We start from the raw sequence: 25,735 nt of genomic DNA, 5'->3' as shown, positions 1-25,735 counted from the left end.
GCGGACGCCGACCCAGGTGCGGAATGCGATGCGCTACGTGCTTCTGAATGCTCGTAGGCACATGAAGACGAAGCCTCGGACGGCCCGAATCGATCCTGCATCCTCTGGGCGCTGGTTCGAGGGCTGGCGGCGCTCTGCCGGGGAGCTCGTCGCCCAGGCGCGGGAGCGACCTGGAGGAAACGTGGTGGCGATCGCCAACCCACATACCTGGCTCCTGGCGGAGGGCTGGCGCAAGGCCGGCCCACGCCTCGATCCGGCCGAGATCCCGGCCGCCGTCTAGCCGACCCACGGGCCAGAGCCGGCACCCGCCCTGCCTATGCGGGCCCAAGGCACCGCGCCCAACCGTTGGACACCCCGGAGCGCCTCGCAGGATCGAAGGAACCCCCGCACCCCCCGACCGATCCCCCTCAACAGCCCCGCGAAGTCCAAGTTGGCCGATCTCCTGGCCCCGGAGGCGCTACGAGAGCTCCGGGGTCTGCTCTGTGGTCTATCCCGGGTTCAAGTCCCTATCGGGTCGGCCGATGGATTCTTCGAGACGGTCGATGACTTCGGTGTCAGTGCCGCCCCCGGGTGGGGGTTGGCGCCTGCCTGCCGGAGCGCAAACGAGGTAGGCAGAGCATGAGCCTGGTCGGAAGTCTCGAGGACCTGGGCCTCGGCGACATCCTGCAGATCATCAGTCTCTCCGGTAAATCCGGGGTGCTGGTGTTGCAGGCCGATGAAGGCGAGGGGAAGATCCTCTTCGAAGAGGGTCGGATTCGTTCCGCTCTGATCCAAGGTGGTCCGACCAGCATGGCGGAGCTGCTGGAGAGCCGAAGCCTTCCCCCTGCCGATTCGGTCGCGCCCGAGGAACTCGAAGCCGGGCTTCAGGAACACGTGGAGGAATGTGTGCTGTGCATGTTCACGTGGGCCGAGGGGGAATTCAGTTTCGAGGTTGGCGCACCTACGCCACAGGAACTCGGTGGCTTCTCTCTGGACCCGGGCTTGAATCCCCAGTTCCTGGCCCTCGAAGGAACCAGGCAGGCCGACGAACGTGCGGCCGCGATGGGGCCCGTCCAGGAGGCCGCCATTGAGGAGCCACACGACGATCCCCTGCTCGAACCGATCCCGGAGCCATTGCCCGGGACCGGAGCTGAACCCGCGAACGCGCCGCAAGAACCGCCCAGGATGCCGGAAGCGGAAGAGCGTGCAACATCGTCTGAACCAGGTCCTCTTCCGCCCCTGGTGTTCGTCGATCCGGACCTTGCGGTCGTCGAATGGGCTCGCGCATCGATTCCCGAGGAATTCGACACGGCTCATCTCTTCCAGTTGACGGAGCAGGGGATCGGCCGAATCCGGCAATACCTGCGCCGGGCGGAAGTCCCGTTGGTCGTCCTCTCGGTAAGCGCATTGGCAGACCCGGTTTCGGGTGCTCGCACAGCGCTGGAAGTGGTCGAACGGCTCGTTCGGCAAGCGCCGCAGATGCGTATCCTCATGCTCGAAGAGGTCGGTCGTCCGATCGCGCCCGGCTTCGATGCTGCGACGCTGGGGCGGATCGTGAAGCCTACGCCGACCCAGCTCATGGATCCCTCGATGGTGGCCGCCGTCGAGCGCCTCGGCCAGCAACTCGCGGGCGAGATCCTGCGGGTGTGTGGGCGGGAGGTTCCGTCGGTGTCCCCGGCGGTCGAAGATCTGCGCGAGATGAGCATGCAACTCCGTGAGTCCGCCGCGTCGGGAGGCGTGCTTCCGCGGGTCATCGAATTCGCGTCACGGATCTTCGCCAGGGTCGCCTTGTTCATGATTCGCGAAGAGGAGGCGGAAGGCATTGCGCAGCACGGGCTTCCGCTTGCGGGCGGTCCCGATGATGTCGGCATCCGGGGCCAGAGTCTCCACATTTCGGAATGCGCCGGCCTTCGCAAGGTGATCGAGCATCGTGTGCCGGTTCGTCTGTCCGCTGGGGCTGAGGCCAGTCGCCTCGTGGCCGGGCTGGCGACCGATCCGCCCAGGGAGGCCTGGCTGGCCCCGATCGAGAGTGCGGACCGGGTCGTTGCCGTGGTCTACGGCGACATGCTTCCAGGGGATGACCCGATTCCGGACACGGCAGCACTCGAGGTCGTGTTGCAGCACGCTGGTCTGGCACTGGATCGTGCTGCGCTGGAACGCGCCCTCGACGAGCCCGCGTAGCTCCACCGTGTAGGCGAATTCCCGCGCTCACTGGGCAGCGCAGCGAGTCCGGGAACCCACCGCATTTTCTCAAGAAATCCCCCTCATCGGCCGATGCGGAGGCCTCACCAGAGGGCCTTCCGGGCCTGGGAGGGAATGGTGGCGCGCATCCTCATCGTTGAGGACTCCGGCACGATGCGGAGCCTGCTCGTACAGGCGCTCGAGGACCTGGATCCGGACGCCAAGATCGATGAGGCCCAGAACGGCTTCGAGGCGCTTCGCATGCTGCCGCGTGCGCGCTACGACCTGATTCTGACCGACATCAACATGCCCGACATCAATGGGCTCGAGCTGGTGTCGTTCGTCAAGGGCAACGAAGTCTACCGGGCGATTCCGCTGGTGATCGTATCCACGGAAGGATCGGACCGGGATCGCGCGAAGGGGCTCGAACTCGGCGCGAATGGATACCTGGTGAAGCCCTTCGTACCGGGTGAGCTCCAGGCGTTGGTTTCCGATCTGCTCGAGTCGGGCCGGGGAGTCTGAAAGCCCGTGGCGGCGTCGGATAAAGCGGGCGCGGGTTCGAAGGCCCAGCGCGAGTTCGTCTCGGAGGCCGAGGACATCCTCGAGCGCATGCGAGACCATCTCTCGGAGCTCGCAGAAGCCGAGGAATCTGGCACCGAGCCGGCCCCGGATCTCATCAACCGGCTCTTCCGGTCAGCTCATTCCCTGAAGGGGCTCTCGGGGATGTTCGGCCTCGAAAGCTTGAGTGAGCTGGCCCATCACCTGGAAGATCTTCTCGACGGCATGCGCATGGGTCGCGTGGCGCTCGGCGAGGACGGCCTTTCGCTCTTCGATGACGCCATCGAGATCCTCGGTGTCTCATTGGCAGAACTCCAGAGCTCGGAGATCGGCGTCAGGACGCGCGGGACCATTGCGGAATTGTTGGCGCGCATCGAGGGCTTCGGCGGGAGCGAGCCCGATTCGGACCAGGCGCTCGGAGATCTGAAGCTTTCGCCCTCGATCTTGCGCGCCCTCACCGAGTACGAGGAGCATCGGCTCCGCGACAATCTGCGACGGGGTCGCGGCATCTATGTCGTCGAGGTGGATTTCGAGATCGCCAGCTTCGAGGAAGGTCTGGCGGACGTGACGGCCGCGATCAAGGAGATCGGCGAGATCCTCTCGACGCTTCCATCGGCCGGCGAAACGCCCGATTCGCATATCCGATTCTCGCTGTTGGCCGGTACCGATCTCGAAGCCGCGGCACTCGCTGAACGATTGGAGTTGGCTCCCGAGTCCGTCGAAACGGCAATGCTCCCGCGCCCTAATTCCGTTGCCCCAGCCGCACCTTCCGCAGCCGAGCCCGTCGCAGTCGAACCCGCAGCGGTCGAAGCGGCCTCCGCCCGAGCGGAAGGGAAGGCCGCGAACCCGGAGTTGGAGCACGAGCAGGAGGATGCGTCGGAGCCGGCTTCCCTCAGGTCGATCAGTGGGACGGTTCGGGTCGACATCCGCAGGCTCGACGAGCTGATGAACCTGGTGGGTGAACTCGCCCTGCAGAAGGGTGCGCTCCACCATCTCGCGGGTCGCCTGAGCGCCGACCCTCACACCCTCCGGGAGGGAGCCGAACTCGGGAAGATCCATCGTGGCCTCGAGCGAAAGCTGTCGGAACTCCAGGCCGGTGTTCTAGAAGTGCGCATGGTGCCGTTGCGCCAGGTGTTCGACAAGCTTGCTCGGGTGGTGCGGCGCTTGCGTCTCGACCTGCACAAGGATGTTCGGCTCGAGGTTTCCGGAGTGGACACGGAACTCGACAAGCTGATCGTCGAAGAGCTGGTGGATCCGTTGATGCACCTGGTCCGAAATGCCTTCGACCATGCGATCGAGGAGCCGGCTGAACGTATTCGCCTGGGAAAGGAGGCGGAGGGGACGATCCGCCTCGAGGCGACCCAGCGCGGCAACGACGTGGTGATCCGCCTCTCTGACGACGGGCGCGGAATCGATGCCGCGCGGGTGCTCGAACGTGCCCGGGAGAAAGGGCTGGTGGGTGCGGGAGAGGAGCTTACGGAACGTGAGGCTCTCCAACTGATCTTCCATCCGGGCCTCTCGACCCGCGATGCGGTGACCGAGACCAGTGGGCGCGGAGTTGGGATGGACGTGGTCCGCTCGAACATCGCCTCCCTGGGCGGCATCGTGGATGTCGAGTCGACGCCCGGTAGCGGAACGACGATCGCCATCACCCTGCCGATCACGCTCGCCATCATTCAGGCATTGATCGTTGGGGTCGGCGAACACCTCTTTGCCGTGCCGCTGAACTCGGTGCGTGAGACCTTGCTGGTGGATCCTTCGGAGATCCAGCAGAGCGAGGGAAGCGAGCTCTTGAATTTGCGGGGCGAGCCTCTGGCCCTGCGCTGTCTGGCTCGGGAATTCGCCATTGAAGAAGGGCCTCGCGACGCAAAGATCCACGTCGTCATTCTTGGAATGGGCGACGCACGCATGGGGCTGATCGTCGACCGTCTGGACGGCCAACAGGATGCGGTGATCAAGCCGATCCAGGGGCCGATTCGTGACGTACGTGGAATTGCCGGTGCTACCGAGCTCGGCGAACAAGGTGCCGTGCTGGTCCTCGACGTTTCGGCTTTCATCGAAGAACTGGCACGCCGCGGTGTCACGTCGGCGGGTCATCGTCCAAAGCGTGGGGAGAGCGCATGACCAGCGCAACGCTTCCGGAGTCGGCCTGGGACGATCTCGCCCGTGCCGCAACCAGCCTCGGCGACGACGCGGAGACCGAGATCCTCAGCGAATTCCTCGCGTTTCCGCTCGGTGCGAATCGCTATGCGCTTCCGGTGGAGCGGATCAGGGAGATCGTGCGATTGCGGCAGATCACCCCGGTCCCCCGGGTCCCCAGGGAGATCCTCGGGATCATCTCCCTGCGCGGCGAGATCGTGCAGGTTCTCGATCTCGCTCATCTCCTTGGAGGCGTGCCCAGCCAGCCCACGCCTACATCGCGGATCGTCGTTCTACACGGCGACGAAGGCGATGCCGTGGGCCTGCTCGTAGAAAACGTCGCTTCGGTTCTGCGGGTTTCCGAGGATGCCTTCTGTGACGCTCCTGGCAGCGATACCGATTTCGTCTCAGGGCTCTGCGAGGCCGACGGGGAGTTCGTCTCCATTCTGAATCTCGAACGGGTGTTGGATCTTGGTGAGTAGCGCAATCACGATGAGCGAACGCCGGGTCGAGCTGGCTTGTTTCGAAGTCGCCGGCCAGTTGGTCGGAATCGACGTACTGCATATCCGGGAGATCGTCCGCAATCAGGAGACGACGCCTCTCCCCAAGGCACCGTGCCTGATCGAGGGGGTCATCGACCTGCGAGGCAGAGTCATACCGGTCGTCGACCTGGGGCGCGCGCTGGCCAAGGGAAGCTGCCGGGGTGCCGCGACCGCTCGAATCGCCATCGTCGAAATCGATGAGCTGGTGATGGGATTGCGAGTGGATGCTGCCGTGGATGTGCTCTCCGTCTCGTCCGGATCCATCGAAAGCCCCCCCGCTCTGGCAACGCATTCCGGTTACGACGACGTTCGCGCCGTCGTGCGTCGCAAGGACGCACCCCCGGTGATGGTGCTCGCCTTGGAGGAAATTCTGGAGAGCGTCTACCGCTCGAGCCCGCGTTGCGGGGAGGAAACGCAATGACCGAGCCGATCTTTGCGAGCGGCAGGGCGTTCCATCTTCGGTTGACGCTGCTCTGGTCCGTCATCGCGCTTCCCGGGGCGGCGCTATGCACCGGATACCTCGTAACCATCTTGATCCTCACGCCGGAGCAATGGTCCACGTTCGGCCTGGGGGTTGCGTTGGTCGCCATTGCCTTGACGGCCGTCGCCCAGACCGTGTACCGCCGACACACGTTGCCCATTCGGCAAGCGATCGATGCAGGGATCGTCCGCGATCTGACGAAAGACGAACTCGGGGACGCCTTCTCCGTGTTGGCCCGGCTCCCGTATCGAACTGTGGGCGAGGTGATGTTCAACTGGACCAGCGCAGCGCTCTTCGTTTCGCTCTTCATGGCGTTTCGGCTCGAATCGATTTCCACGTTCACGTGCCTCGTGGTTGCGGCGGCCGCATTCAGCGGCGGAACCGTCTCCGCAATTTTCACCTTCTTCGCAGTCAAGCGGATGGCGGCGCCCCTTCTGGACGCCTGGGCCCAGCAGCTACCCGATAGCGCCGAACGTGCCGAACTGATGCCTCACGTCCCGTTGGTGAGCAAGCTGGTCGTGCCGATGGTCGCGCTTTCGATGGTGACTCTCTTCTTCGCGTTGCTGCTCTCCGGCACGCTCGCGGGACGCCCCGTCGAAGCCCAGGACACGCGCGTGAAGCAGGCCTACCTGGCCTACTGCGTGGACGAGTTGGCCAAGGAAACCAACACGTTGGAGCGGTTGCGCGAGGTCGCCGTCACGTTCTCAGCGGCTCAATCGATGTTGGTGGTCGATCGCGGAACGCGTTCGATCATCGATGGGCCGGCAGATGGCCTGGAGGCTTCCGAGCTCGAGTGGCTATCCCAACGAGCGGATACCTCAGCAGGCGAGAGCACGGGCTTCGATTCCAAGAACAGCTTCGCCTGGCAGAGTCTGGATGCGCAGAACCAGAAATTGTTGGTTGCGGTCACCCCGGGCTCCGTCTTCATGTCCGACCAGGCAGGCTCGCGTCGAGCCTTCGTCACTCTCATGTGTATTGCTCTCTTCATCACGTTCCTGATGTGCCGGGTCCTGGCGAAGGATGTCAGCGCCACGACGCTGCGCCTGATCGGCCGGGCTGAGCGGGTCGCGGAAGGTGATTTCCTCAGCCAGGAGGTCGTCGAATCCGAGGACGAACTCGGCGTACTCGGACGAGCTTTCGATCGGATGGTCGGATCTTTGAGAGAGATGATCGGGCGAGTGGCCCTTGCGGCCGACGGCCTGGACCGCGCCGTTGGCGATCTAGGAGCCATCGGAAACGCCGTGGCCGGCGCGACGGATGCCCAGCGCGAAGATATCGAGCAGGCGACCGCTCAGGTGGCTTCCGTCAATCACAAGGTTTCGGAGATCACGGGCAGCGCCCAGGCGTTGAATTCCAATGTCGAGGAAGCCAGTAGTTCGATCCTGGAACTCGGAGCTGCGAGCGAGGAGCTGAATCAGACCGCAACGACCCTCAGCAGCCATGTGGAAGAAGTCGGTGGGTCGATCGAGCAGATGATCCGCAGCGTGGCGCAGGTTGGCGAAAACACGGAAGGCCTCGCCGGCGGCGTCTCCGAGACCGCGAGTTCGATGTCGGAGATGGCGGCAGCGATGACCGAGGTGGATGGCAACGCCAGCCAGGCCGCCAGCCTTTCGTCGCAAGTCGTCATGCTCTCCGAGCGAGGTCAGGAGCGAGTTCACGAGACGATCAGCGGGATGGAAGCGATTCGCGATGCCACGCAGGCTGCGGATACCGTGATCGGAAGTCTGGCTGCCCGGATGGCAGCGATCGGTGCCATCGTGAATGTGATCGACGACGTGGCCGACGAGACGAATCTGTTGGCATTGAACGCAGCGATCATCGCGGCACAGGCTGGCGATCAGGGTCGCTCGTTCTCGGTGGTCGCCGACGAAATCAAGGACCTCGCCGATCGCGTACTCACCAGCACGAAGGAGATCGGCGATCTCATTCGGGCCGTGCAGTCCGAGGCGGTCAACGCGACGGATGCGATCGGCCGCGGTACCGAGAGTGTCCTCAGCGGCGTGGAATTGGCGGCAGATGCCGGGCTCGCATTGGAGGAGATCACAGGCGCAGCGCGCGATTCCGGCGGGCGCATCGACGAGATCGTTCATGCGGTGCGGGAGCAAGCTGGCGCCGCGCGGCATGTGGCGGGTTTGATGGAGCGCGTCAGCGAGCAGGTCGACGTCATACAGGATGCGGGCCGCGAACAGGAACGAGGAAACGACGTGATGGCAAGGGGTGCCCACGTGACTCGCGATGTCGCGCAGCAGACCCAGCGAACGACCGAGGAACAATCTCGTGGGGCGGGGCGGATCCGCCATAGCATGGAGAGTATTCGCGATACGGTGGATCAGATCCACGCTGGTTTGCAGGAGCAAACCAACTCGTGTCGCTCAACGGTTTCCTTTCTGGAACAGGTCTTCGAGAGAACACGCTCGAACGAGGATTCGTCCCGTCGCCTGGGTGACGCGACACGCACATTGAGCGAACAGGCGACTGTCCTTCGCGAAGATGTGAGGCGGTTCCGGATCCAATGAAACTCGGGAGAACACGATGATTGCGGCTTGTCCGAAATGCGCAGCCCGCTACCGGATCGACAAGGAGAAGCTCGGAGAGGGGGGTGCTCGTCTTCGTTGTTCGCGTTGCGAATCCGTCTTCCGGGTGAGGCCGCCGACCGAGGCGACTGCCGGTGTCCAGGCAGATCCTCCCAAGGCGGCCGCGCCCGCAGAGAAGAAGAAGACCCAGGTCGTCGTTGCCATGCCGGACGCCGACCTCGCCAAGCAGACGGCAGACGCCCTTGGCGCCCGCGGCCTGCACTGCATGGTGGTCTTCGACGGGGTCGATGCCATGCTCGAAATCCAGCGTCAGGAGCCGGTCGCCGTGGTGTTGGCGGCAGAGCTCCCGAAGATGTTCGGCTTCCAGGTGTGCGAGATCGTGAAGCGCAACATGAGCTTGCGCGGCACCCATGTGATCCTTGCTGGAGCCGTCCACCACCCGGAGCGGTATCGCCGCTCGCCGTCAGAACTCTACGGTGCCGATTCCTACGTGGAGGTTCCCGATCTTCCGGAGGCCCTGTTCCCGATATTGGTAGAAGCTGGAGTGCTGCCGCCGGAGCCGGCGACCGTGGAGAAGCCGGCTGTTGCGCCACTTCGGCCCACGCCGAGCACGCCTGTTTCGCCACCGAAGGCGAAGCCGTCGATCGCTTCGGCGCCGGAGCCGGAGATGAACGAGGATCCCCCTTCGGCTCTCGAAGACCCGAATCAGGAATCGCTCGGGAATGCGGGACAGTTGGGTACGCCCGAAGCCGCAATCCCGAAGTCGGAACTTGCTGCGCCGCAGGAAACGCTGGCACCGGCAGCCCCGACATCAGCCGCGGCGCCTGAGGAACGCGCCCAGGCGGAGCGCCTCGCCCGAATCATCGTGTCGGATATCGTGCTCTACAACGAGGAAAAGTTTTCCGCCGCCGTTGCCGCAGGGGATGTCGCCCAGGCGATGACTGCCGAGCTCGATGAGGGCCGCGGTTTGTTCGAGCGGCGCGTCGACGAGTACGTGAGATCCAAGAATGATTTCCTCCTAGAAGAACTGTTGCGGGTTGCCCGCGCTCGGGGGATGGAGTGAGCCCCGCGGATCGCGAACATCACGGTCAGCTCCTCTCTGATCTGACGAGTTCCGACGAAGAGGTTCGTCGTCTCGCGGTCGAGCGGCTCACGACCCTTCCTCCAAACGAGGCGATTCCCGCGCTGGTTGCGCAGCTCGCAGATCCGAGCTGGCGAGTCCGGAAGGCAGCGATCGAGCGGCTCTCGGAGACGCCCGAGACTTCTGCCGCGATTCCGGCGCTGGTCGAGGCCCTGGCCGATGGGGAGAACCCGGGCAGGCGGAATGCCGCGCTGGAGGCGCTGATGCGTTGCGGCTCCTTCGCGCTTCCAGTGTTGTTCGGGGCGTGCGGGGTACCCGATATCGACGTGCGCAAACAGGCTGTCGATGCCCTGGCAGGGATCGGAGATCCCGCTGCCGTCCCGCATCTCTTGCACGTGCTTTCGGACCCGGACCCGAACGTGCGGGGCGCCGGTGCGGAAGCCCTGGGCTGTGTCGGGAACGAAGACTGTCATCCGATTCTGTTGCGTCTGGTGAGCGCGGATCCGGAGATCCTGGTTCGGCTCTCGGCATTGCGTGCCCTGGACCGATTGGAAGCCCAGGTAGACGCAGACGTCCTGCGCTCCGCATCGGAGGATTCGTTGCTTCGCGCTGCAGCCTATTCTGTGCTGGGCCACAACGATGAACCCGGTTCCGTGCAGGTGCTCCTGAAGGGCCTCGAGAGCGGCGGTCGATCGGCCCGGGAGGCGGCGCTCGAGGCTCTGGTTCGCATCTGCGCGCGCCCCGGGTGCGAGAACGAGGCGCGCGAGCGCGAGATCAAGCAGGCGATCGGTCCTGAGGGTGAGTCCTTTGCGTTCGCGAGCGCGCAGGTTCGCGTTGGCGATCTTCCGGCGCAGCTGGCGGCCGTCCAGTTGCTCGGAATGTTAGGCTACCCAGAGGCCGTCCTTCCCATGCTGGGGGCGGCGTCCGACGAAGCCCTCGCGGAGGTTGTGCTCGCGGCGCTGGAGACGATGGGCCAGGCGGTCGTGCCGCCAGTCGAGGCGGGCTTCGATGAACTCACGACTGAGGAACGGCGCATGGCCTGCCGCATCCTGGGAGCAACTCCAGGCGAAGACGGGCGCGGTGTCCTGCTGCGCGCGCTCGCTGACACGAACCATGAGGTACGTGCCGATGCTGCGCGAGCCCTGGGTCAGCACCGGGCGCTCGAGCCGGTCGCTGCCCTGATCAGCCTTCTCAGCGCGGCGGCAAGAGAGACCGGAGACTGGGGAAGCGAAGAGTTGGCAGCTTCCGCCGCCGCCCTTCAATCCATCGGGGAAGACGATTCCGTTCCGGTGGTGGAGGCGCTCGAGAATCTTCTCTTCGACGAGGGTGAGACGTTCCGGCTGGCCGCGACCGAAGTGATCGGGAACGTCGGAGACTCTCGGCAGCTGGATGTGTTGACGCGCCTTTCAGCCGATCCCTCGCCAGACGTGCGCCGCGCTGCCGTGAAGGGAATCGCGTCGGTTTCCACGTCCCCGCCTCTCGAAACATTGAGACTCTCTTTGGCGGATGAAGACGTACGCGTGAGAATCGGCGCCGCGTACGCCCTCACGGTCTCAGCCGACCCGTCCGTGATGTCCGATCTGGCACATCTGGCAGACGATCTCGATGAGCGGGCGCGTGTCGCTGCGCTTCGCGCCCTCGGGCTCTGGGCTTCAAAGCACGGGATGGAAGAAGCTCGGCCCCGGATCCTTGAGTTGGTTTCGGCGGCCATTCGGCGGGGTAGCGCGCCGGCCATGGCAGGTCTCGAAGTCCTGGACCGGCTTGGCGGCGGAAGTGCCGCGACGCTGGCAAGCACGGCGCTAGGCGCAGATGACGCAGAAGTCGTGATGGCTGCCATCGCCTGTATTGGACGTCATGCGGAGCCCCTGGCGCTCACGGAACTTCTGCCTCTTCTGGCTCACGAACATTGGGCCGTGCGGGCCCAGGTGGTCGACGTGCTGGCGGAGAGACGATCCCGCACGGCGGTCCCAGCGATTCTTCGCTGCCTGGAATCGGAGGCCGACGAATTTGTGCGCCGTGCGATCTTCAGTGCGCTGGACATCCTCGAGTAGCCATGGCGTTCGAGCGAGACGATCCTTCTCTTTCCGATGCGGAGTTCCGCATGTTCCGGGATTTCTTCCGGAGCTATTGCGGACTGCATTTCGGGGAAGATACCCGTTTCCTGCTCGAGAAGCGGTTGGCACGTCGTGTGCGGGAACTCGACCTCGGAAGCTTCTCCGCCTACCACTTCCTGCTTCGCAAGCCGGGCCAGGGCGATGCGGAGCTCGGACACGCCATCGATGCACTTACCACGAATGAGACGTACTTCTTCCGGGAGGGCTCTCAACTTCAGGCGCTCGTCGAGGAGATCATCCCCGAGGGCCTGGAGCGCCGTCGCAAAGCCGGCGGACGAACTCTGAGCATCTGGTCTGCGGGATGCTCGAGCGGCGAAGAGCCGTACTCGATCGTGATGATGGCCCAGGAGGCTGGTCTCGAGCCGGGCGAAGATTTCCGTGTCTACGCGTCGGATATCTCGGGCGCTGTCCTCCAGAAGGCTCGCCACGGTGTGTATCGACCCGCCTCGTTTCGGGAAGGCCTGGACCACCTCCAGAAGAAATATTTCACGGAGCAGGAGGGGCTATGGCGGATCTCCGACGAGATCAAACGCCATGTCGTCTTCACGCGGGTCAATCTGCTCGATCGGTCCCGCGCGGATCTGTTGGGTTCGATGGATGTGGTTCTCTGCCGGAACGTGATCATCTACTTCGATCTCGAGACCAAGCGCAACGTCGTGGAACGTTTTCACGACAAGCTACAGCCCGGCGGCTACCTGCTCCTGGGCCACGCTGAGTCCCTGATCAATGTGTCGAGCGCCTTCAGTCTCACTCACTTGAAGCGGGATATGGTCTACCGCCGCCCGCTTCCCGGTGAGGAGTTGCTCGATCCCTGGCATGCCGCGGCGCGAGCCGCGATTTCGCCGTTCGAGAGGGAGGAGGCATGAAGGCGAGCGAGCGCATCCGTGTGCTGGTGATCGACGATTCCGCCTTCACGCGAAGAAGCCTGATTCGAATGCTCGAGGGCTCGCCGCTGATCGAAGTCGCCGGCTGGGCGCGAGATGGCGAAGAAGCGCTTCGCATGGCGCTCGAGACCGATTTCGACCTGATTACGCTCGATCTCGAAATGCCCCGTATGGATGGCTTCACGTTCCTGCGCATCATCATGGCGAAGAAGCCGACGCCAGTGATCGTGGTGAGTGGTCGTTCGGGGGATCAGGACGTCTTTCGGGCTCTCGATCTGGGCGCGGTGGATTTTCTCGCGAAGCCGACCCTACGCGCGAGTCCCGAACTCCAGACGATCGAGCGGGAGCTGATCCGCAAAGTCCACGCCATCCGGCAACTTCGCATCGACAAGGTGCAAGAACGCATCGGGGCCACACCAGCGGCTGCTGCGCCGAGTGCCGGGTCGGACGGCACCCCGCGGGTCGTGGCGATTGGTGCCTCGACCGGTGGTCCGGCGGCGTTGATGCAGCTGTTCAGCGCATTCACCGTCCCCCCTGCTTGTGGCTTCATCGTTTCCCAGCACATGCCGAAAGGCTTTACCCAGAGCTTCGCGGCCCGCATCGACCGCCTGACCGCCTTTCGGGCCCAGGAAGCCGAGACGGGCAGCAGCATCGAGGAGGGTACGATCTTGGTTGCACCCGGTGGAAGCCATCTCGAGTTCGAAAACCATGCCGGAATTCCGCAGGCGGTCGTCGTGCCTTCTGCGCCCGGCGACAAATACGCTCCGGCAGTCGATCGCATGTTCTCTTCGGCCGCCAAGCATTTCGGATCGGACCTCCTGGGCGTCGTTCTCACCGGCATGGGCGACGACGGTCGTCGGGGTGCCCTCGAGATCCGCGAGGCCGGCGGGTGCGTCTTCGCCGAATCCGAGGAGACGGCAGTGATCTTTGGAATGCCGCAGCAGGTGATTCGCGCAGGGGCCGCCGACCTCGTGGCGCCGCTGGGAGAGATCCCCGCCTTGATCCAATCCGGTGGAAGGGATTAGAGAAGGTCCGACCATGAGCAATGACGTGTTCGATCGAGCCGACGAAGTGCTTGGCCTGTTTCGCCGGGGTGCTGAATTCACCCGTGAGATCCTGGAGCAGAACAAATCGCTTCGCGAACGTCTGGCCAACGTCCAGTCGCATCAGCAGGACGCCGCCAAGGACAACGGCGAATGGGACAAGTTGCGCTCCCAGTTGCTGGAACGAATCGAGGGCTTGGAGACTGAAAACCATGACGTCATCGAGCGTGTGGCTGCGCTCGAGGACGAGAACCAGCAATTCGCCAATCGACATCTTGAGATCGAAGAGGAGAACAACTCTCTCGCGAACCTCTACGTGGCGAGCTTCCAACTCCACTCGACATTGGATCTATCCGAAGTCTTCAGGATCGTGATCGAGATCGTGATCAACCTGATTGGTGCTGAGGTTTTTGCGGTCTACGTCCTCGACGAGAAGAGCGGGGCACTGGAGCCGGTAGCGTCGGAGGGAGCAGAGCTCGGGGATGTGCCCGCCGTGCACCTTGGACAAGGCCTGGTCGGTTGCTCTGTTGCGGAAGGCGAGACCGCCTTCGGAGAATCGGACGATTCGAGCGATTGGTCGCGGCCGCTCGTATCGATCCCCCTGCGCGTGGATGATCGGGCCATCGGAGCCATCGCGATCTTCAGATTGCTTTCCCAGAAGACGGAGTTCACCCCGCTGGACCACGAGTTGTTCACCTTGTTGGCTGGACATGCGGCCACCGCGATCTTCGCGGCTCAGCTGTTCTCCGACTCCGAGCGCAAGCTCAACACCATTCAAGGGTTCATCGACCTGCTCACGAAGTAGCTCGCTTGCGCATGCCGGAGCGGGAGGAAGCCATGGAACGTCGAAATAGGATCTTGATCGTCGAAGACAGCCCGACCATGCGTCAGCTACTGGTGTTTGCGTTGAAGCGATTGCGCAATACCGACATCACCGAAGCTCAAGACGGGATGGATGGCCTGCGCAAGGTCACGGCGGACGACTACGATCTGGCTCTCGTCGATATCAACATGCCGGTGATGGATGGGCTGAAGCTGATCAGCTTGATCCGCGACGAGGAGAGCCTCAAGGACATGCCGATCGTCGTGATCACCACCGAGGGTGCTGACGAGGATCGCGAACGAGCCCTCGCCCTGGGTGCCAACGAGTACCTCACGAAGCCGATCCAGGCGAACAAGGTCCTCCAGGTCGCGCGGGGATTGTTGAAGACGGAACCTTCGTCCAGCTAGTTCTTCATCGAGTCCCTGACAGGATCGACAGGGCTCTCGCCGCAGGCGGGCCGAGTGGTTGGCTGGCTCCCCGGTAGCGACCTGATGAGGGGAGTTGGGCGAGACGCAGGCCGTCCTCCGATCCTGCGGTGCCCTGATCCAGCCGCGAAGGGCAAGGCTCGGCGGGCCGGAACTCCGCTGGCGGCGGGCGGATCTGGGCTGGGCTGGCTATACCAAGCGCGATGGCGGGCGTCTCGTCGCGGATCCTGGGGCTGGTGCTCCTCGCAACACTCTTCTGGGGGTGCGGGTACGAGCTCGTGCGCTACGCGGAGCCGCCGGGAGACGCGCGGCGGATCGCATTGCAGCCGCTTCTCAACGATTCGCTGGAGCCGGGGATCGACACGCTCCTCCTGGATGCCTTCCACCGGGAGTTCCTGCGGCGAGGTGGCCTCCGCATCGTCGAGGATCCCGAGACCGCGGATCTGATCGTCGGCGGGGTGATCGAGAGCCTCGACTCCGGTGGGCGGAGTTTCTCATCCATCCAGTTCGCTCTGGAATACCAACTGCGGCTTCGGCTCGAGCTCGTGGTGACCCGCCCGGATGGAACTCCGGTTCCGCTCGATGGGCGGGCTTTCAACGAGTCCGAGATCTACCTCTCCAGCGCCGATCTCGAGGTCACGCGCACGAACCGGGAGGAGGCGCTACGACGTCTCGCCGGGGTGTTTGCGACTCGTCTCCACGACGCTCTCTACGAGCGCATCCGACCTTGAGCCCGCCTGCACGGGCGAGCCAGCGTGGCGGCGAGCTTTCGGTGCAGACCTTGCGGAAGGAGATTTCGGATGGGCGGCTGCGCTCGGCCTATCTGTTGGGCGGAAGCGAAGCCCTGCTGCGCGACGACGCGCTGGCCGCGCTTCGCGAGGCTGCTCTCGAGGGAGGGGCTGGCGATTTCAATTTCGATCGCCTCGATGGCGAGTCGGCCAAGCCCGCGGATCTGATCGACGCGGTGCATTCTCTTCCGGTCATGGCTCCGCGCCGGCTCGTCTGGCTGCGAGAGCCGGAAGGCAAACGCGGCAAGGGGCTGGGCGACACACTGGTCGATCTCCTCCCGGCGCTCGCCGAGCGGGAAGACGTGGTGTTGGTGGTGACCGCAAGCCAGCTCGACCGGCGTTCCCGCTGGGTCAAGGCCTTCAAGGATCCAGCTGTCCTTGTCGATTGTCAGCCGCCTCCGGCAGGGAAGGGGCTGGTTGCCTGGATTCGTGAGGAGGCGAAGAGCCAGGGTGTTTCCCTCGACGGGGACGCAGCCCAGGCTCTGGCCGAGGTCACGGGCCCCCAGCTGTTGCTGCTGCGCCACGAGGTCGAGAAGGCCGCTCTCTACGCTGGGCCGGGTGAGAAGGTGACCCGCTCTCATGTGCTCGGCACCGCGAGTGATGTGGCTGAGGATCCGATCTGGGACCTCACGGATGCGATCGGAGAAGGCCGGACCGCCGATGCGATGGTCGTGCTCCACCGGTTGGGCGGGGCTGGTGCGCCGCCGCCGGTGCTCTTGGCTTCACTCGCCGGACACTTCCGCAAGCTCGTACGGGCGCGCGCTGGCGAGGCGCCGCGGGGCCATCCCTTCGCGGTGAAGAAGATCCAGCGGCAAGCCTCCCGCTACACCGCCCCGCGTCTGCGCGCCTGTCTCGACGCCATCCACGACGTCGACGAGATCTTGAAGGGGCAGGGCAATCTCGACCCCACCCTCGCGATGCAGCGCCTCGTTCTCGGCCTTTCGGCCTAGGCGCTCCAGCAAAGGGGGGCCCGGCCATGGCCCGCGCAGGATCGGCGGAAGATCCGAGGGCGTCGCCTCAGGCGAGTTTGCCGACTGCCTTTGCCAACCGCGATACGTTGCGGCTGGCGGTCTCGCGCTTGATGACGCCCTTGCTGGCCGCCTTGCGGAGGGTCTTCTCGGCGTCGCGGAGCCGGGTCTTGGCATCGGTCGCGTTGCCATCGCTGATCGCGCTTCGCAACGCCTTCACGGAAGTGCGGACCTCGCTACGTACCCCGCGATTGCGATCGCGGCGCTTGAGCGATTGTCGGACACGTTTCTCTGCGGACTTGTGATTCGCCAACGGGTACTCCCTGGGAGGGCGCGCAGCATAGGCAAATCCCACAGGCACCGCCCGGGGGGCTGCTCAAGGCCTTCAGGGTCGTCCCGTGATCGGCCGATACCCAAAGGCGAACCCGCCGAGGTGCCTTTCGTTGGTTTGGATACGCGGCGCGATCGTCGTCGGCTGTTGGCTCGGGATGCTGGTGCTTCCCGGAGTGGCGTTCTCTGCCACTCCGGAGGTGGGGGACGTACGCCCGGAGACCGCTGTCTCGGAATCCACGACAAGTGCACCTCCCCCGGGGGACATGCCTGCCGATCCGATTCTGCAGAAGCTCAGCGCGGCGTGGGCGATCCCGGCGGCAGGGCTCGGCGAGCGGGTCGAGCGTCTCCAAAAAGCCGGGGCCGCGCTCGGCCTCGGGAATCTCGAGGGCCCAGCCCAGGCCCTGCTCTTCGATGACGTAGGCACCGACTATGAACGAGCCCAGGCGGCCAGGGCGTTGGCTCCAGAGTTACCGGCGGCGCAGGCTGCGATGGCCCGCGCAGCCTGGGCGGAAGGCGAGCCCGGAACGGCCTGGCGGGCGCTTCTCCAGGCGACTGGCGCGATTGGCCGACACGTCGAATCCCGCAGCTGGCTCGGCCTGTTTGCCTGGCACGCGGTCTGGTGGGCGGCCTTGACTGCGGGCGCCGGCTTTCTACTGCTCGCCCTCGCCGTCGCTCTGCCATCGGTGACACGGCGGCTCGGAGCTGTCGCACCGGGCCTGCCCGCTGCAGCGCGCCTGGCAATACTCGGCAGCTTGCTCCTGTTGCCGGCCGCCTTTGGCGAAGGTCTGCTCGGCGTGTTCCTGGCGGCCGCTGCGCTTGCGGCGGTGAAGGGAGGCGGTACCCAACGGTTGGCACTTGCGGCGGCGGGTCTCCTCACACTTGCGGCGGTCTTCCCTTTGCTCGATGTCGCGGCAGGCGCCCGGGTCGATCTCTCGCGGCAGGCGACGCTGTCTGCATCCCAGCAAGTCGAACGCGGAGTGGCTTCTCCCGTCGAACGGGCACGGGTCGCCGAACTGGCTTGGGTCGATGCGGCGGCAGGCCGCGCACGCGCCCTCGCGGAACGTCGCGCTGGGGCCCACGCGACGGCGGATGCGCGCTTCGCCAAATGGATGGAAGGTGCCGGCCCCGAGGCTCTTGCCAACGCAGCGACAGCGAGCTTTGCGTTGGGAGATCGGAAGGAGGCCGTCAGCCTGCTCGAACGAGCTGCGAAAGGCGCCGGCGACCCAATCATCTGGTTCAACCTGTCCCAGGCCTACGGCGGTATCGTGGCAATCGAGCGCCAGAATACAGCGCTCTCCAAGGCCCAGGCGTTGGATGCCGACCGTACCCACCAACTCGTGGCCCGCTTCGGACCCGGTCAGATGGTGGACCGGCCGCTGCGACCGCGGGCCCCGGGTCCGGTGGCTTTCGCCTCACTCGAAGCGGGCGAAGGTGTTTCGTCGCAGGGGGTGGCCGCCAGCCTCCGCCGCAGGATCGCCCCGGGCCATCTGGGTCACAGACCGGCGACCGCAGCCGTCGCATTGTTGGCGGCCCTCGTGCTGGGATCGTTGGCTGGCGGACTCCTCGAGCGAGCGGGCCAGGGTGAGGCGGATCTCCGCACGCGGATCGCCGAACTGATCGAGAATCGCCGGGGGGATGCCACGGAGCGACTTCAGCACCTCGCCGAGCTGCGTCGAAGAGAGGCCTTCCAGGCTCGGGCCGAGAGCTTCTTCCAATTCCTCGTGCCCGGTGCGGCCGGGCTGCTGGGCGGGCGGCCGATGCTGGCCTGGGCGGGATTCCTGTGGGCGGCGATCTTCCTGAGCCTTGCGTTCATCGGAGGAAGCCTCCCGGCGCAACCCCTGGCACTCGGCTGCTGGCCGGAGCTCGTGTTGCCGTTCCTTCTCATCGTGGGCTTCGTCGGGCATCTCGGCTTGATCCATCTCGCCGTCCGGCTTCAGGAGCGTGTCTGATATGTCCGTTGCTCTACACGGCAACCTGCGCGATTTCGGGATCGGCGAGGTCTTCCAGCTGATCGGTCAACAACAGAAGACCGGGATGTTGGCAGTGGACGGCGACGCCGGCGGGCTGCGAATCGCATTCGACGGTGGCAGTGTCGTGTGGGCAGAGAGCGCAGGCGCCTATGAAGGGGCGGCCCTCGGCGACATGCTGGTTCGGGTCGGGCTGATCCGTCCGGAGCGTCGGGCCGTGCTCGAGGGCGAGGTTGCAGGCTCGGAAAGGAGTCTCGGCGATCTCGTGATCGAGGGTGGTGAGGTGTCCGCAGAAGTCATCCAGGAGATCACCGATCTCGTCACCGCCGACACGATCTTTGCACTGTTGCGCTGGCGAAGCGGCTCGTTCCACTTCACGTCTCAACCGGTCTTCCATGACCGCGTCCCCGCGGATCTGCTTCCAGCGGAGCAGATCTTGATGGACGGCCTGCGCATGGTGGACGAGTGGCGCACGCTGGATCCTGTCGCCACGGGCGCCGACGGCGTTTTCAGGCGTACGGGCAGTTTCGAACCGTATCGCGAAGCCTATTCTGGTGAAGCTCCGGAGCGGCTGGCAGCGGCCGAGCGGCTCTTCCTGCTGATCGACGGGCGGCTGCAGGTTCGCAGGGCGATCGATCTGTCTCGGCTCGGCGAGTTCGAGGGGGCGCGCCTGCTTTCCCGGCTTCGAAAGCTGGGAGCGATCGAGCCGCTCTCCGAGGAAGAGCTGGTGCGGGCACGCGGTCGCACCCAGGTCCGGCCCCGTTCGGGGGCATTTCGGTTCGATGCTGGGCGCCTGCTCGCCATTCTCGCCTATGCCGCCCTGGCGCTGGTCGTCTGGCAGGCGGCCCGGCCGGCGCCGCCTGCTGGGAGCTACCTGGGCGGCGATCCGGTGGCACAGGCCGACGCGGCCCATGAGGCGCTGCGGCTGCGGCAATCTGCCCTGGCCTTCAGGTATGCCCGCGGCCGCTGGCCGAGTCAGGTATCCGACCTCGAAGAGCTTCGAGGGGCGACCAGGATGGCGGGGATCGAAGCCGATTCGTATTATTTCCGACGACGCGACGACGGCGTCGTGGCGCTCGCACCCGAGCGCTGAGCCCGCTCGTCGTTCCACGGAGGAAGCCCCTGAACGATCAGGACGCCAGCAGCCGCCAGACCCTGGTCTTCGACGACAACCACCTGGCCGCTGCCCTCTACGGAGAGCGCGAACGTACCCTGCGCATCCTGGAACAGGATCTTGGCATCCAGGCCCGTGCCCGTGGCAATCAGGTGAAGCTGATCGGCGCGGAAGCCGAAGTGCGCATTGGCCGTCAGGTGCTCGAGGAACTCTACGCGCTCCTGCGCGAGGGCCAGCCCGTGAAGCCGCGCGATGTGCGAAGTGCCGTCCAGATGTTGGCCAAGGAGCCCGGCGTGCGGCTCCAGGACGTCTACCAGGATGTGCTCGCGAGTGTCGGCGGACGCCGGCGCATCGCGGCCAAGAACCTTTCGCAACGCCGCTACGTCGAGCTGATGGGCAAGCACGACGTGGTGTTCTCGACGGGGCCGGCCGGGACCGGCAAGACCTATCTGGCGATGGCGATGGCGATCGCTGCGCTCAATCGTCACGAGGTGGCGCGTGTCGTGCTCACACGTCCTGCCGTCGAGGCAGGTGAGAAGCTCGGATTCCTGCCGGGCTCGATGGCGGAGAAGGTGCATCCCTACCTACGCCCTCTCTATGACGCGCTCCACGACATGATGGATTTCGACAAGGCGGGACGCTTGATCGAGCGCGACGTGATCGAGGTCGCGCCTCTGGCGTTCATGCGCGGCCGCACCCTGAACGATTCCTTCGTGATCCTCGACGAAGCCCAGAACACCACGCCGGAGCAGATGAAGATGTTCCTCACCCGGCTGGGCTTCGAATCGAAGGCCGTGATCACCGGGGACACCACCCAGATCGATCTTCCCTCCGACCGGCCGAGCGGGTTGGTGGATGCGATGCGGGTGCTGCACGGGACCAGCGGCATCGGCTTCCATCAGTTCACGGAGGCAGATGTCGTGCGGCATCGGCTGGTTCAGTCGATCGTTCGCGCCTACGACCGCAAGGACCGTGCTGCCAAGGAAGCGCGGGACAACAACTCTGGTGATTCGGCGTCCGGCGCCTCCGGTGATTCGGCGTCCGATGCCTCTCGTGAGTCGAATTCCGACACCGGAGAGTGACAGGGTGCCGGTCCACGTATCCGGGCCGCCTCCCGAGGTGGATGCACAGGCATTCGATACGGAGGGCTTCATTCGGCGGGCCGAACGATTGCTCGGAGCGCTCGAAGTTCCGGACGCGGAGCTGTCGATCTCGTTGGTTGGTGATCAGGCCATGGCCGAGATGAACCAGCGCTTTCGCGGGCGCGACGGCCCCACCGACGTGCTCTCTTTCTCCCTACTGGAGGGGGAGCATGCCGAGCATCGCGGTGGAATGTTGGGCGACGTGGTACTCGACGTCGATGTCGCAGGTCGCCAGGCAGACTCCTTGGGACATAGCCTCGACGAGGAGCTGCTGCGCCTGCTGATCCACGGTGCCCTCCACCTGCTGGGTTTCGACCACGAGCTCGAGGAAGACGCCACCGTCATGGAGGCGCGAGAGCGCGAACTCCGGGTGTATCTCAGCCGGTGAGCTCCAAGGATCGGAAGTTGAAATTCCAGAGGCCGGAAGCAGCGACCCGATGAGCCGACGCGCACGCCTGGCTTGGGTATTGCTGCACGTGGGCGTGACCTTTCTCGCCTTCCCCCAGCCATGGGGCGACGGCTCCATCGATCTGGGGCCCGTGCTTGCCTACGCCGTTCCGCTGACGGCACTTCTCGCTCTGCGGGGTCTTTCCGTTCGCCACGCGGCCATGCTCGGCTTCGTGCAAGGCAACCTGGCCCTGGCCGCTGTGATTCATTGGTTCTTCGTCGTGACCCACCACTACGGGCACGCGCCGTTCGTCATCGGTCTCCTTGCACCGCTCGCCGGAGCGGCCTACGGCGGGCTCTTCCAGGCCGTCTGGGCGGGCGGTTTCGCCTTCCTGGCGCGACGCGGTGCGGTTTCGATCTGGGTTCTCGCCGCGCTCTGGGCCGCCCTCGATCATGGTCGCTCGTTCTTTCTCGGCGGGTTTACGTGGGGGACCCTTGGCTACGCCCAACACGGGAGCCCGCTGCTGGCCCTGGCACCCTGGACCGGTGTCTTCGGTCTGTCCTTCGTTACGGTCGTAGCGAGCCTGGGGCTCTTCGCTTGCCTCGCACCGGCAAGGGCCGGCGAGTTCGGCCTGGGCGGTCGGCGCTCGGGGGCGACGGTGCTCGGGGCGGTTCTGCTCGGGGCGGTAGCGGCGTGGGCGGTCTGGCCCAACCCTCCCGAGGAAGAGACGGTGTCGGTCGCCGTTCTGCAGGGCAACATCGAGCAGGGTGTGAAGTGGTCGCCGGATTGGGCCGAACGAACGTTGGCGATCTACGACGGGCTCACCCGGCAGGCCGCCGAGCAGGGCGCGGCGCTGGTGGTCTGGCCGGAGACCGCGGTGCCTGGCTCGCCGGATGGCGACCCCGAGCTGATGGAACGGCTCCAGGCCCTGGCCGAGGAGACTGGGACCACGCTCATCGTTGGGGCCGTTGGTGTCGAATGGAGGGTCGGTGAGGAGGCGCCACGCCTCTTCGATAGTGCCTACCTCCTCAGCGGCGGAATGGAGTCGGAGCGCTACGACAAGGCGCACCTGGTTCCGTTCGGCGAGTACCTTCCGCTTCGCAGTCTGCTCGGTCGGTTCATTCGCGCCGTCGCCACCGGTAGTGCCGGTCGAGACGTGACCGCCGGGCCGGGTCCTCGGGTTCTGATCGCGCTCGGCCCCGATGGCGAGGCGATCCCCGTCGGCATTCCCATCTGCTATGAACTGCTCTTCCCGGATCTGGTGCGTCAGTTTGCGGCCGGCGGAGCCCGGGTCCTGCTCGCGATCACGAACGACGCCTGGTACGGGCGCACCGGCGCTCCCTACCAGTTTCTCGCGATCACCGCGCTTCGCGCGGCGGAGACGGGCCTTTGGGTAGCGCGGGCGGCCAACACGGGGGTGTCGGCCACGATCGATGAACGCGGGCGCGTTCGCGATCGAACCGCCATCTTCGAGACGGATCTCCTGGTGGGTGCGGTTCCCCTGCGTCGCCCGGAAAGGGGAATGACCTTCTACGTGCGACACGGAAATGTGTTCGCTTGGATTTGTTGGGCCGCCGTGTTCGGCTGGCTGATCCGGGCGCGGCGCCTTTCCTTCGAGGACTCACGATGAGCGAGAACGTCGAATCTGCTTCTCTTGCTTCCGGGGAGCTCGCCGAGCGCCTCGAAACCCTTCGAACCCGCTTCGCCGAGTTCCGGGGGCGTCTTTGACGAAGCGGGGCTGAGGAAGAAGCAGCAGGAGCTCGAAGAAGCGTCTGCCCGCCCGGATCTCTGGGACGACCGGGAGAAGGCCGAGCAGTTGCTGCGGGAGAAGCGTCGCGTCGAACGCGAGCTCGAGCTGGTCGATTCCATCGAGTTGGCCTTCTCCGATGCGGAAGTCCTGCTCGAACTGGCTCAGGAAGCCGACGACGCCGATACCCTCGCTGAAGTCGTGGACAAACTCGGCGAGGGCGAAGGCCGTCTCGAAGACGCCGAGCTGCACGCGATGCTTGGCGGTGAGCACGACGGCGCGGGCGCGATCGTCGAGATCAATGCCGGCGCAGGTGGTACGGATGCGGCGGATTGGGCGGAGATGCTGCTTCGCATGTATCTCCGCTGGGCCGAGGATCGGGAGATGAAGGCCGAGATCCTCGATGCGCAGCCCGGCGATGAGGCGGGCCTGCGCAGCACCACCGTGACGGTTTCGGGTGACTACGCATTCGGCTACCTGAAGGCGGAGGAGGGCGTGCATCGGCTCGTGCGCATCTCACCCTTCGATGCCCAGCATCGCCGCCACACGGCGTTCGCCAGCGTCAGTGTCATTCCCGAGCTCGACGATTCGATCGACGTCGAAGTGGACGAGAAGGATCTGCGCGTCGATACCTACCGGGCTGGCGGCGCGGGTGGTCAGCATGTGAACAAGACCGATTCCGCGGTTCGGCTCACCCACGAGCCGACCGGAATCGTCGTGCAATGTCAGAACGAGCGCTCGCAACACAAGAATCGCGCGCAAGCTCTGAAGGTGTTGAAAGCGCGTCTCTACGAGCACTATCGGAGGGAGCAGGAAAAGAAGGTGGCGGCGATGCGCGGTGAGAAGCAGGAGATCGGCTTCGGAAGCCAGATCCGCTCCTACACTCTGCATCCCACCCAACGCGTGAAGGATCACCGCACGGGGGTCGAGGCTGGCAACGCCCAGGCCGTCCTCGATGGTCAGCTCGAGAAGTTCATTCGCGCGACGCTGCTCTGGAAGAGCACCAAGAGCGCTGGGAGTGGTGCATGAGCGAGAACGAACAGGACGCTCGCCGAGCCCGGCTCGAGGCCTTGCGCAAAGATGGGGTGGAGCCGTTTCCCGCGCGGGTCGCGGAGCGGACGCCGATCGCCGTCTTGCGTGCGCCCTGGGAAGAAACGAGCGCCGAGGTGCTGGAGACCGAAAAGCCGCCCGCGGCGATCGCCGGGCGGATCAAGGCCCTTCGCTCTTTCGGCAAACTGCTCTTCATGACGCTGGTGGACGACGGCGTGGGCATGCAGGTCTGCCTGCGCAAGCAGGAGGTTTCCCCTGAGGTCTTCGACTTCGCGAAGAACCTCGATGTGGGGGATTTCGTGCGAGCCGAGGGCTTCGTGTGGCGCACGAAGAAGGGCGAGCTCACCCTGGATGCCAGGGGGATGACGATGCTCGCGAAATGTCTCCAACCCCTGCCCGAGAAGTGGCACGGCCTGGCGGATGTCGAGACGCGCTATCGCCAGCGCTACCTCGACCTGTTGTCGAACGAGGAGGCGAGGGCGACCGCGCTCCTTCGCAGCCGTGTGACGACTGCTCTGCGCCAGTTCCTCGGCCAGCGCGGTTTCCTCGAAGTGGAGACGCCCGTCCTTCAGCAGATCTATGGAGGCGCTGCGGCGAGGCCCTTCACCACGCATCACAACCTGCTCGATCAGCAGCTCTACCTGCGCATCTCCGACGAGCTCTATTTGAAGCGTCTGGTGATCGGGGGCCTCGATCGTGTCTACGAGATCGGCCACAACTTCCGCAACGAGGGGATCTCGAAGAAGCACAATCCCGAGTTCACCATGCTCGAGTGCTACGAGGCCTTCGCGGACTACCGTGACATGATGGATCTCACGGAAGACATGGTGGGATTCGTTGCCGAGCATGTTCTCGGAACCACTTCGATCCCGTTCCAGGGCACGACCCTCGAACTCGGCAAGCCATGGCCGCGAGTCACGATTCGAGACGCGATCCTCGAGAAGACCGGTGTCGACATCCTGGCTGCCGGCGATCTACCGGCTCTGCAAGACGCGGTACGGGCGGAGGGCAAGGATCCGGGCGATGCGCCGACCTGGGCTGTCCTGGTCGACGATCTCTTCTCGGATTTCGTCGAACCCACGCTGATCCAGCCGACCTTCATCACGAACCATCCGGTGGAGCTTTCTCCACTCGCCAAACGATCCGCAGAAGACCCGAGGTTGGTGGAGCGCTTCGAACCGTTCATTGCGGGAATGGAGATCGGAAACGCCTTCAGCGAGCTCAACGATCCGGACGATCAGAGAGAGCGCTTCGAATCCATGGGGCGGGCCCGGGAACAAGGAGATGAAGAGGCGCATCCAATGGATGAGGCGTTCCTGTTGGCCCTCGAGCACGGGATGCCTCCTACCGGGGGCCTGGGTATTGGAGTGGATCGCCTGGTGATGATTCTGGCCGACGCGCCGAACCTGCGGGAAGTGATCCTCTTCCCCCACCTGCGGCCCGAGGGAGACTAG

The 25,735-nt window shown here is 65.0% G+C and carries 23 protein-coding genes; 22 read left to right on the top strand and 1 reads right to left on the bottom strand.

Translation table 11 applies throughout. The features are described 5' to 3' along the window. Nucleotides 1-61: 61 nt before the first annotated feature. The 15 genes from GY937_12010 to holA all read left to right on the top strand — a co-directional run bounded on the left by GY937_12010 (nt 62) and on the right by holA (nt 16,522). A complete protein-coding gene (locus tag GY937_12010; GenBank protein ID MCP5057433.1) occupies nt 62-280 on the top strand; it encodes a hypothetical protein in 219 nt (72 codons plus the stop codon). Between the two features lie 338 nt (nt 281-618). Then, nucleotides 619-2,160 carry a DUF4388 domain-containing protein gene (locus tag GY937_12005; GenBank protein MCP5057432.1) on the top strand — a complete coding sequence of 514 codons (1,542 nt, stop codon included), beginning with the start codon at nt 619-621 and terminating at the stop codon, nt 2,158-2,160. Nucleotides 2,161-2,298: 138 nt separating this feature from the next. Beyond that, nucleotides 2,299-2,682 carry a response regulator gene (locus GY937_12000; protein MCP5057431.1) on the top strand — a complete coding sequence of 128 codons (384 nt, stop codon included), beginning with the start codon at nt 2,299-2,301 and terminating at the stop codon, nt 2,680-2,682. Between the two features lie 6 nt (nt 2,683-2,688). Continuing rightward, nucleotides 2,689-4,842 carry a chemotaxis protein CheA gene (locus GY937_11995; protein ID MCP5057430.1) on the top strand — a complete coding sequence of 718 codons (2,154 nt, stop codon included), beginning with the start codon at nt 2,689-2,691 and terminating at the stop codon, nt 4,840-4,842. Then, the gene (locus GY937_11990) at nt 4,839-5,339 is read left to right on the top strand and encodes a purine-binding chemotaxis protein CheW (protein ID MCP5057429.1); all 501 of its coding nucleotides are present in this window, start codon (nt 4,839-4,841) and stop codon (nt 5,337-5,339) included. The genes GY937_11995 and GY937_11990 overlap by 4 nt, the downstream gene beginning before the upstream one ends. A gap of 10 nt (nt 5,340-5,349) precedes the next feature. Further along, a complete protein-coding gene (locus GY937_11985) occupies nt 5,350-5,820 on the top strand; it encodes a hypothetical protein (GenBank protein ID MCP5057428.1) in 471 nt (156 codons plus the stop codon). Continuing rightward, nucleotides 5,817-8,396 (top strand): HAMP domain-containing protein, encoded by a 2,580-nt coding sequence (locus GY937_11980; protein ID MCP5057427.1) that lies wholly within the window; start codon nt 5,817-5,819, stop codon nt 8,394-8,396. Before GY937_11985 ends, GY937_11980 begins: the two co-directional genes overlap by 4 nt. Before the next feature lie 16 nt (nt 8,397-8,412). Next, nucleotides 8,413-9,477, top strand: a complete 1,065-nt coding sequence (locus tag GY937_11975) for a hypothetical protein (GenBank protein ID MCP5057426.1) — start codon at nt 8,413-8,415, stop codon at nt 9,475-9,477. Continuing rightward, a complete protein-coding gene (locus GY937_11970; protein ID MCP5057425.1) occupies nt 9,474-11,546 on the top strand; it encodes a hypothetical protein in 2,073 nt (690 codons plus the stop codon). Before GY937_11975 ends, GY937_11970 begins: the two co-directional genes overlap by 4 nt. A gap of 2 nt (nt 11,547-11,548) precedes the next feature. Next, a complete protein-coding gene (locus GY937_11965; GenBank protein ID MCP5057424.1) occupies nt 11,549-12,475 on the top strand; it encodes a protein-glutamate O-methyltransferase CheR in 927 nt (308 codons plus the stop codon). After that, nucleotides 12,472-13,518 (top strand): chemotaxis-specific protein-glutamate methyltransferase CheB, encoded by a 1,047-nt coding sequence (gene cheB / locus GY937_11960; protein ID MCP5057423.1) that lies wholly within the window; start codon nt 12,472-12,474, stop codon nt 13,516-13,518. Before GY937_11965 ends, cheB begins: the two co-directional genes overlap by 4 nt. Before the next feature lie 13 nt (nt 13,519-13,531). Continuing rightward, a complete protein-coding gene (locus GY937_11955) occupies nt 13,532-14,341 on the top strand; it encodes a GAF domain-containing protein (GenBank protein ID MCP5057422.1) in 810 nt (269 codons plus the stop codon). A 32-nt stretch (nt 14,342-14,373) separates the two neighbouring features. Next, on the top strand, nt 14,374-14,766 hold the full coding sequence (locus GY937_11950) for a response regulator (GenBank protein ID MCP5057421.1): 393 nt from the start codon (nt 14,374-14,376) through the stop codon (nt 14,764-14,766). A gap of 221 nt (nt 14,767-14,987) precedes the next feature. Beyond that, the gene (locus GY937_11945; protein ID MCP5057420.1) at nt 14,988-15,515 is read left to right on the top strand and encodes a hypothetical protein; all 528 of its coding nucleotides are present in this window, start codon (nt 14,988-14,990) and stop codon (nt 15,513-15,515) included. Beyond that, complete coding sequence (gene holA / locus GY937_11940; GenBank protein MCP5057419.1) at nt 15,512-16,522, top strand: DNA polymerase III subunit delta; 1,011 nt, start codon at nt 15,512-15,514, stop codon at nt 16,520-16,522. The genes GY937_11945 and holA overlap by 4 nt, the downstream gene beginning before the upstream one ends. Before the next feature lie 67 nt (nt 16,523-16,589). Here the strand turns inward: holA and rpsT are convergent, their stop codons facing one another. Further along, a complete protein-coding gene (gene rpsT, locus GY937_11935; protein ID MCP5057418.1) occupies nt 16,590-16,853 on the bottom strand; it encodes a 30S ribosomal protein S20 in 264 nt (87 codons plus the stop codon). Between the two features lie 130 nt (nt 16,854-16,983). Between rpsT and GY937_11930 the strand changes: the two genes are divergently transcribed. From GY937_11930 to lysS, 7 genes are all read left to right on the top strand, one after another. Further along, nucleotides 16,984-18,822, top strand: a complete 1,839-nt coding sequence (locus GY937_11930) for a hypothetical protein (GenBank protein ID MCP5057417.1) — start codon at nt 16,984-16,986, stop codon at nt 18,820-18,822. Between the two features lies 1 nt (nt 18,823). After that, complete coding sequence (locus GY937_11925) at nt 18,824-19,933, top strand: DUF4388 domain-containing protein (GenBank protein MCP5057416.1); 1,110 nt, start codon at nt 18,824-18,826, stop codon at nt 19,931-19,933. 29 nt (nt 19,934-19,962) lie between these two features. Next, nucleotides 19,963-21,036, top strand: a complete 1,074-nt coding sequence (locus GY937_11920; protein MCP5057415.1) for a PhoH family protein — start codon at nt 19,963-19,965, stop codon at nt 21,034-21,036. Continuing rightward, nucleotides 21,008-21,484 carry an rRNA maturation RNase YbeY gene (gene ybeY / locus GY937_11915; protein MCP5057414.1) on the top strand — a complete coding sequence of 159 codons (477 nt, stop codon included), beginning with the start codon at nt 21,008-21,010 and terminating at the stop codon, nt 21,482-21,484. The genes GY937_11920 and ybeY overlap by 29 nt, the downstream gene beginning before the upstream one ends. A gap of 49 nt (nt 21,485-21,533) precedes the next feature. Further along, a complete protein-coding gene (gene lnt, locus GY937_11910; protein ID MCP5057413.1) occupies nt 21,534-23,114 on the top strand; it encodes an apolipoprotein N-acyltransferase in 1,581 nt (526 codons plus the stop codon). Further along, nucleotides 23,111-24,260 (top strand): peptide chain release factor 2 gene (locus tag GY937_11905; protein MCP5057412.1). Its coding sequence is split into 2 segments (ribosomal slippage): nt 23,111-23,209 and nt 23,211-24,260, totalling 1,149 coding nucleotides; the frame shifts between segments, so codons are not numbered across the junction. Before lnt ends, GY937_11905 begins: the two co-directional genes overlap by 4 nt. Continuing rightward, the gene (gene lysS, locus GY937_11900; protein MCP5057411.1) at nt 24,257-25,735 is read left to right on the top strand and encodes a lysine--tRNA ligase; all 1,479 of its coding nucleotides are present in this window, start codon (nt 24,257-24,259) and stop codon (nt 25,733-25,735) included. The genes GY937_11905 and lysS overlap by 4 nt, the downstream gene beginning before the upstream one ends.

The sequence above is a fragment of the bacterium genome, from assembly GCA_024228115.1.
Taxonomy (GTDB): Bacteria; Myxococcota_A; UBA9160; order UBA9160; family UBA6930.
This window is presented reverse-complemented; position numbering and strand designations above follow the sequence as displayed.

Bases quoted from the DNA above. Each gene is read 5' to 3' on its own strand.
- GY937_12010 (MCP5057433.1), top strand. From the start codon at position 62: ATGAAGACGAAGCCTCGGACGGCCCGAATCGATCCTGCATCCTCTGGG.
- GY937_12005 (MCP5057432.1), top strand. From the start codon at position 619: ATGAGCCTGGTCGGAAGTCTCGAGGACCTGGGCCTCGGCGACATCCTG.
- GY937_11990 (MCP5057429.1), top strand. From the start codon at position 4,839: ATGACCAGCGCAACGCTTCCGGAGTCGGCCTGGGACGATCTCGCCCGT.
- GY937_11985 (MCP5057428.1), top strand. From the start codon at position 5,350: ATGAGCGAACGCCGGGTCGAGCTGGCTTGTTTCGAAGTCGCCGGCCAG.
- GY937_11980 (MCP5057427.1), top strand. From the start codon at position 5,817: ATGACCGAGCCGATCTTTGCGAGCGGCAGGGCGTTCCATCTTCGGTTG.
- GY937_11975 (MCP5057426.1), top strand. From the start codon at position 8,413: ATGATTGCGGCTTGTCCGAAATGCGCAGCCCGCTACCGGATCGACAAG.
- GY937_11965 (MCP5057424.1), top strand. From the start codon at position 11,549: ATGGCGTTCGAGCGAGACGATCCTTCTCTTTCCGATGCGGAGTTCCGC.
- cheB (MCP5057423.1), top strand. From the start codon at position 12,472: ATGAAGGCGAGCGAGCGCATCCGTGTGCTGGTGATCGACGATTCCGCC.
- GY937_11955 (MCP5057422.1), top strand. From the start codon at position 13,532: ATGAGCAATGACGTGTTCGATCGAGCCGACGAAGTGCTTGGCCTGTTT.
- GY937_11950 (MCP5057421.1), top strand. From the start codon at position 14,374: ATGGAACGTCGAAATAGGATCTTGATCGTCGAAGACAGCCCGACCATG.
- GY937_11945 (MCP5057420.1), top strand. From the start codon at position 14,988: ATGGCGGGCGTCTCGTCGCGGATCCTGGGGCTGGTGCTCCTCGCAACA.
- GY937_11925 (MCP5057416.1), top strand. From the start codon at position 18,824: ATGTCCGTTGCTCTACACGGCAACCTGCGCGATTTCGGGATCGGCGAG.
- lnt (MCP5057413.1), top strand. From the start codon at position 21,534: ATGAGCCGACGCGCACGCCTGGCTTGGGTATTGCTGCACGTGGGCGTG.
- lysS (MCP5057411.1), top strand. From the start codon at position 24,257: ATGAGCGAGAACGAACAGGACGCTCGCCGAGCCCGGCTCGAGGCCTTG.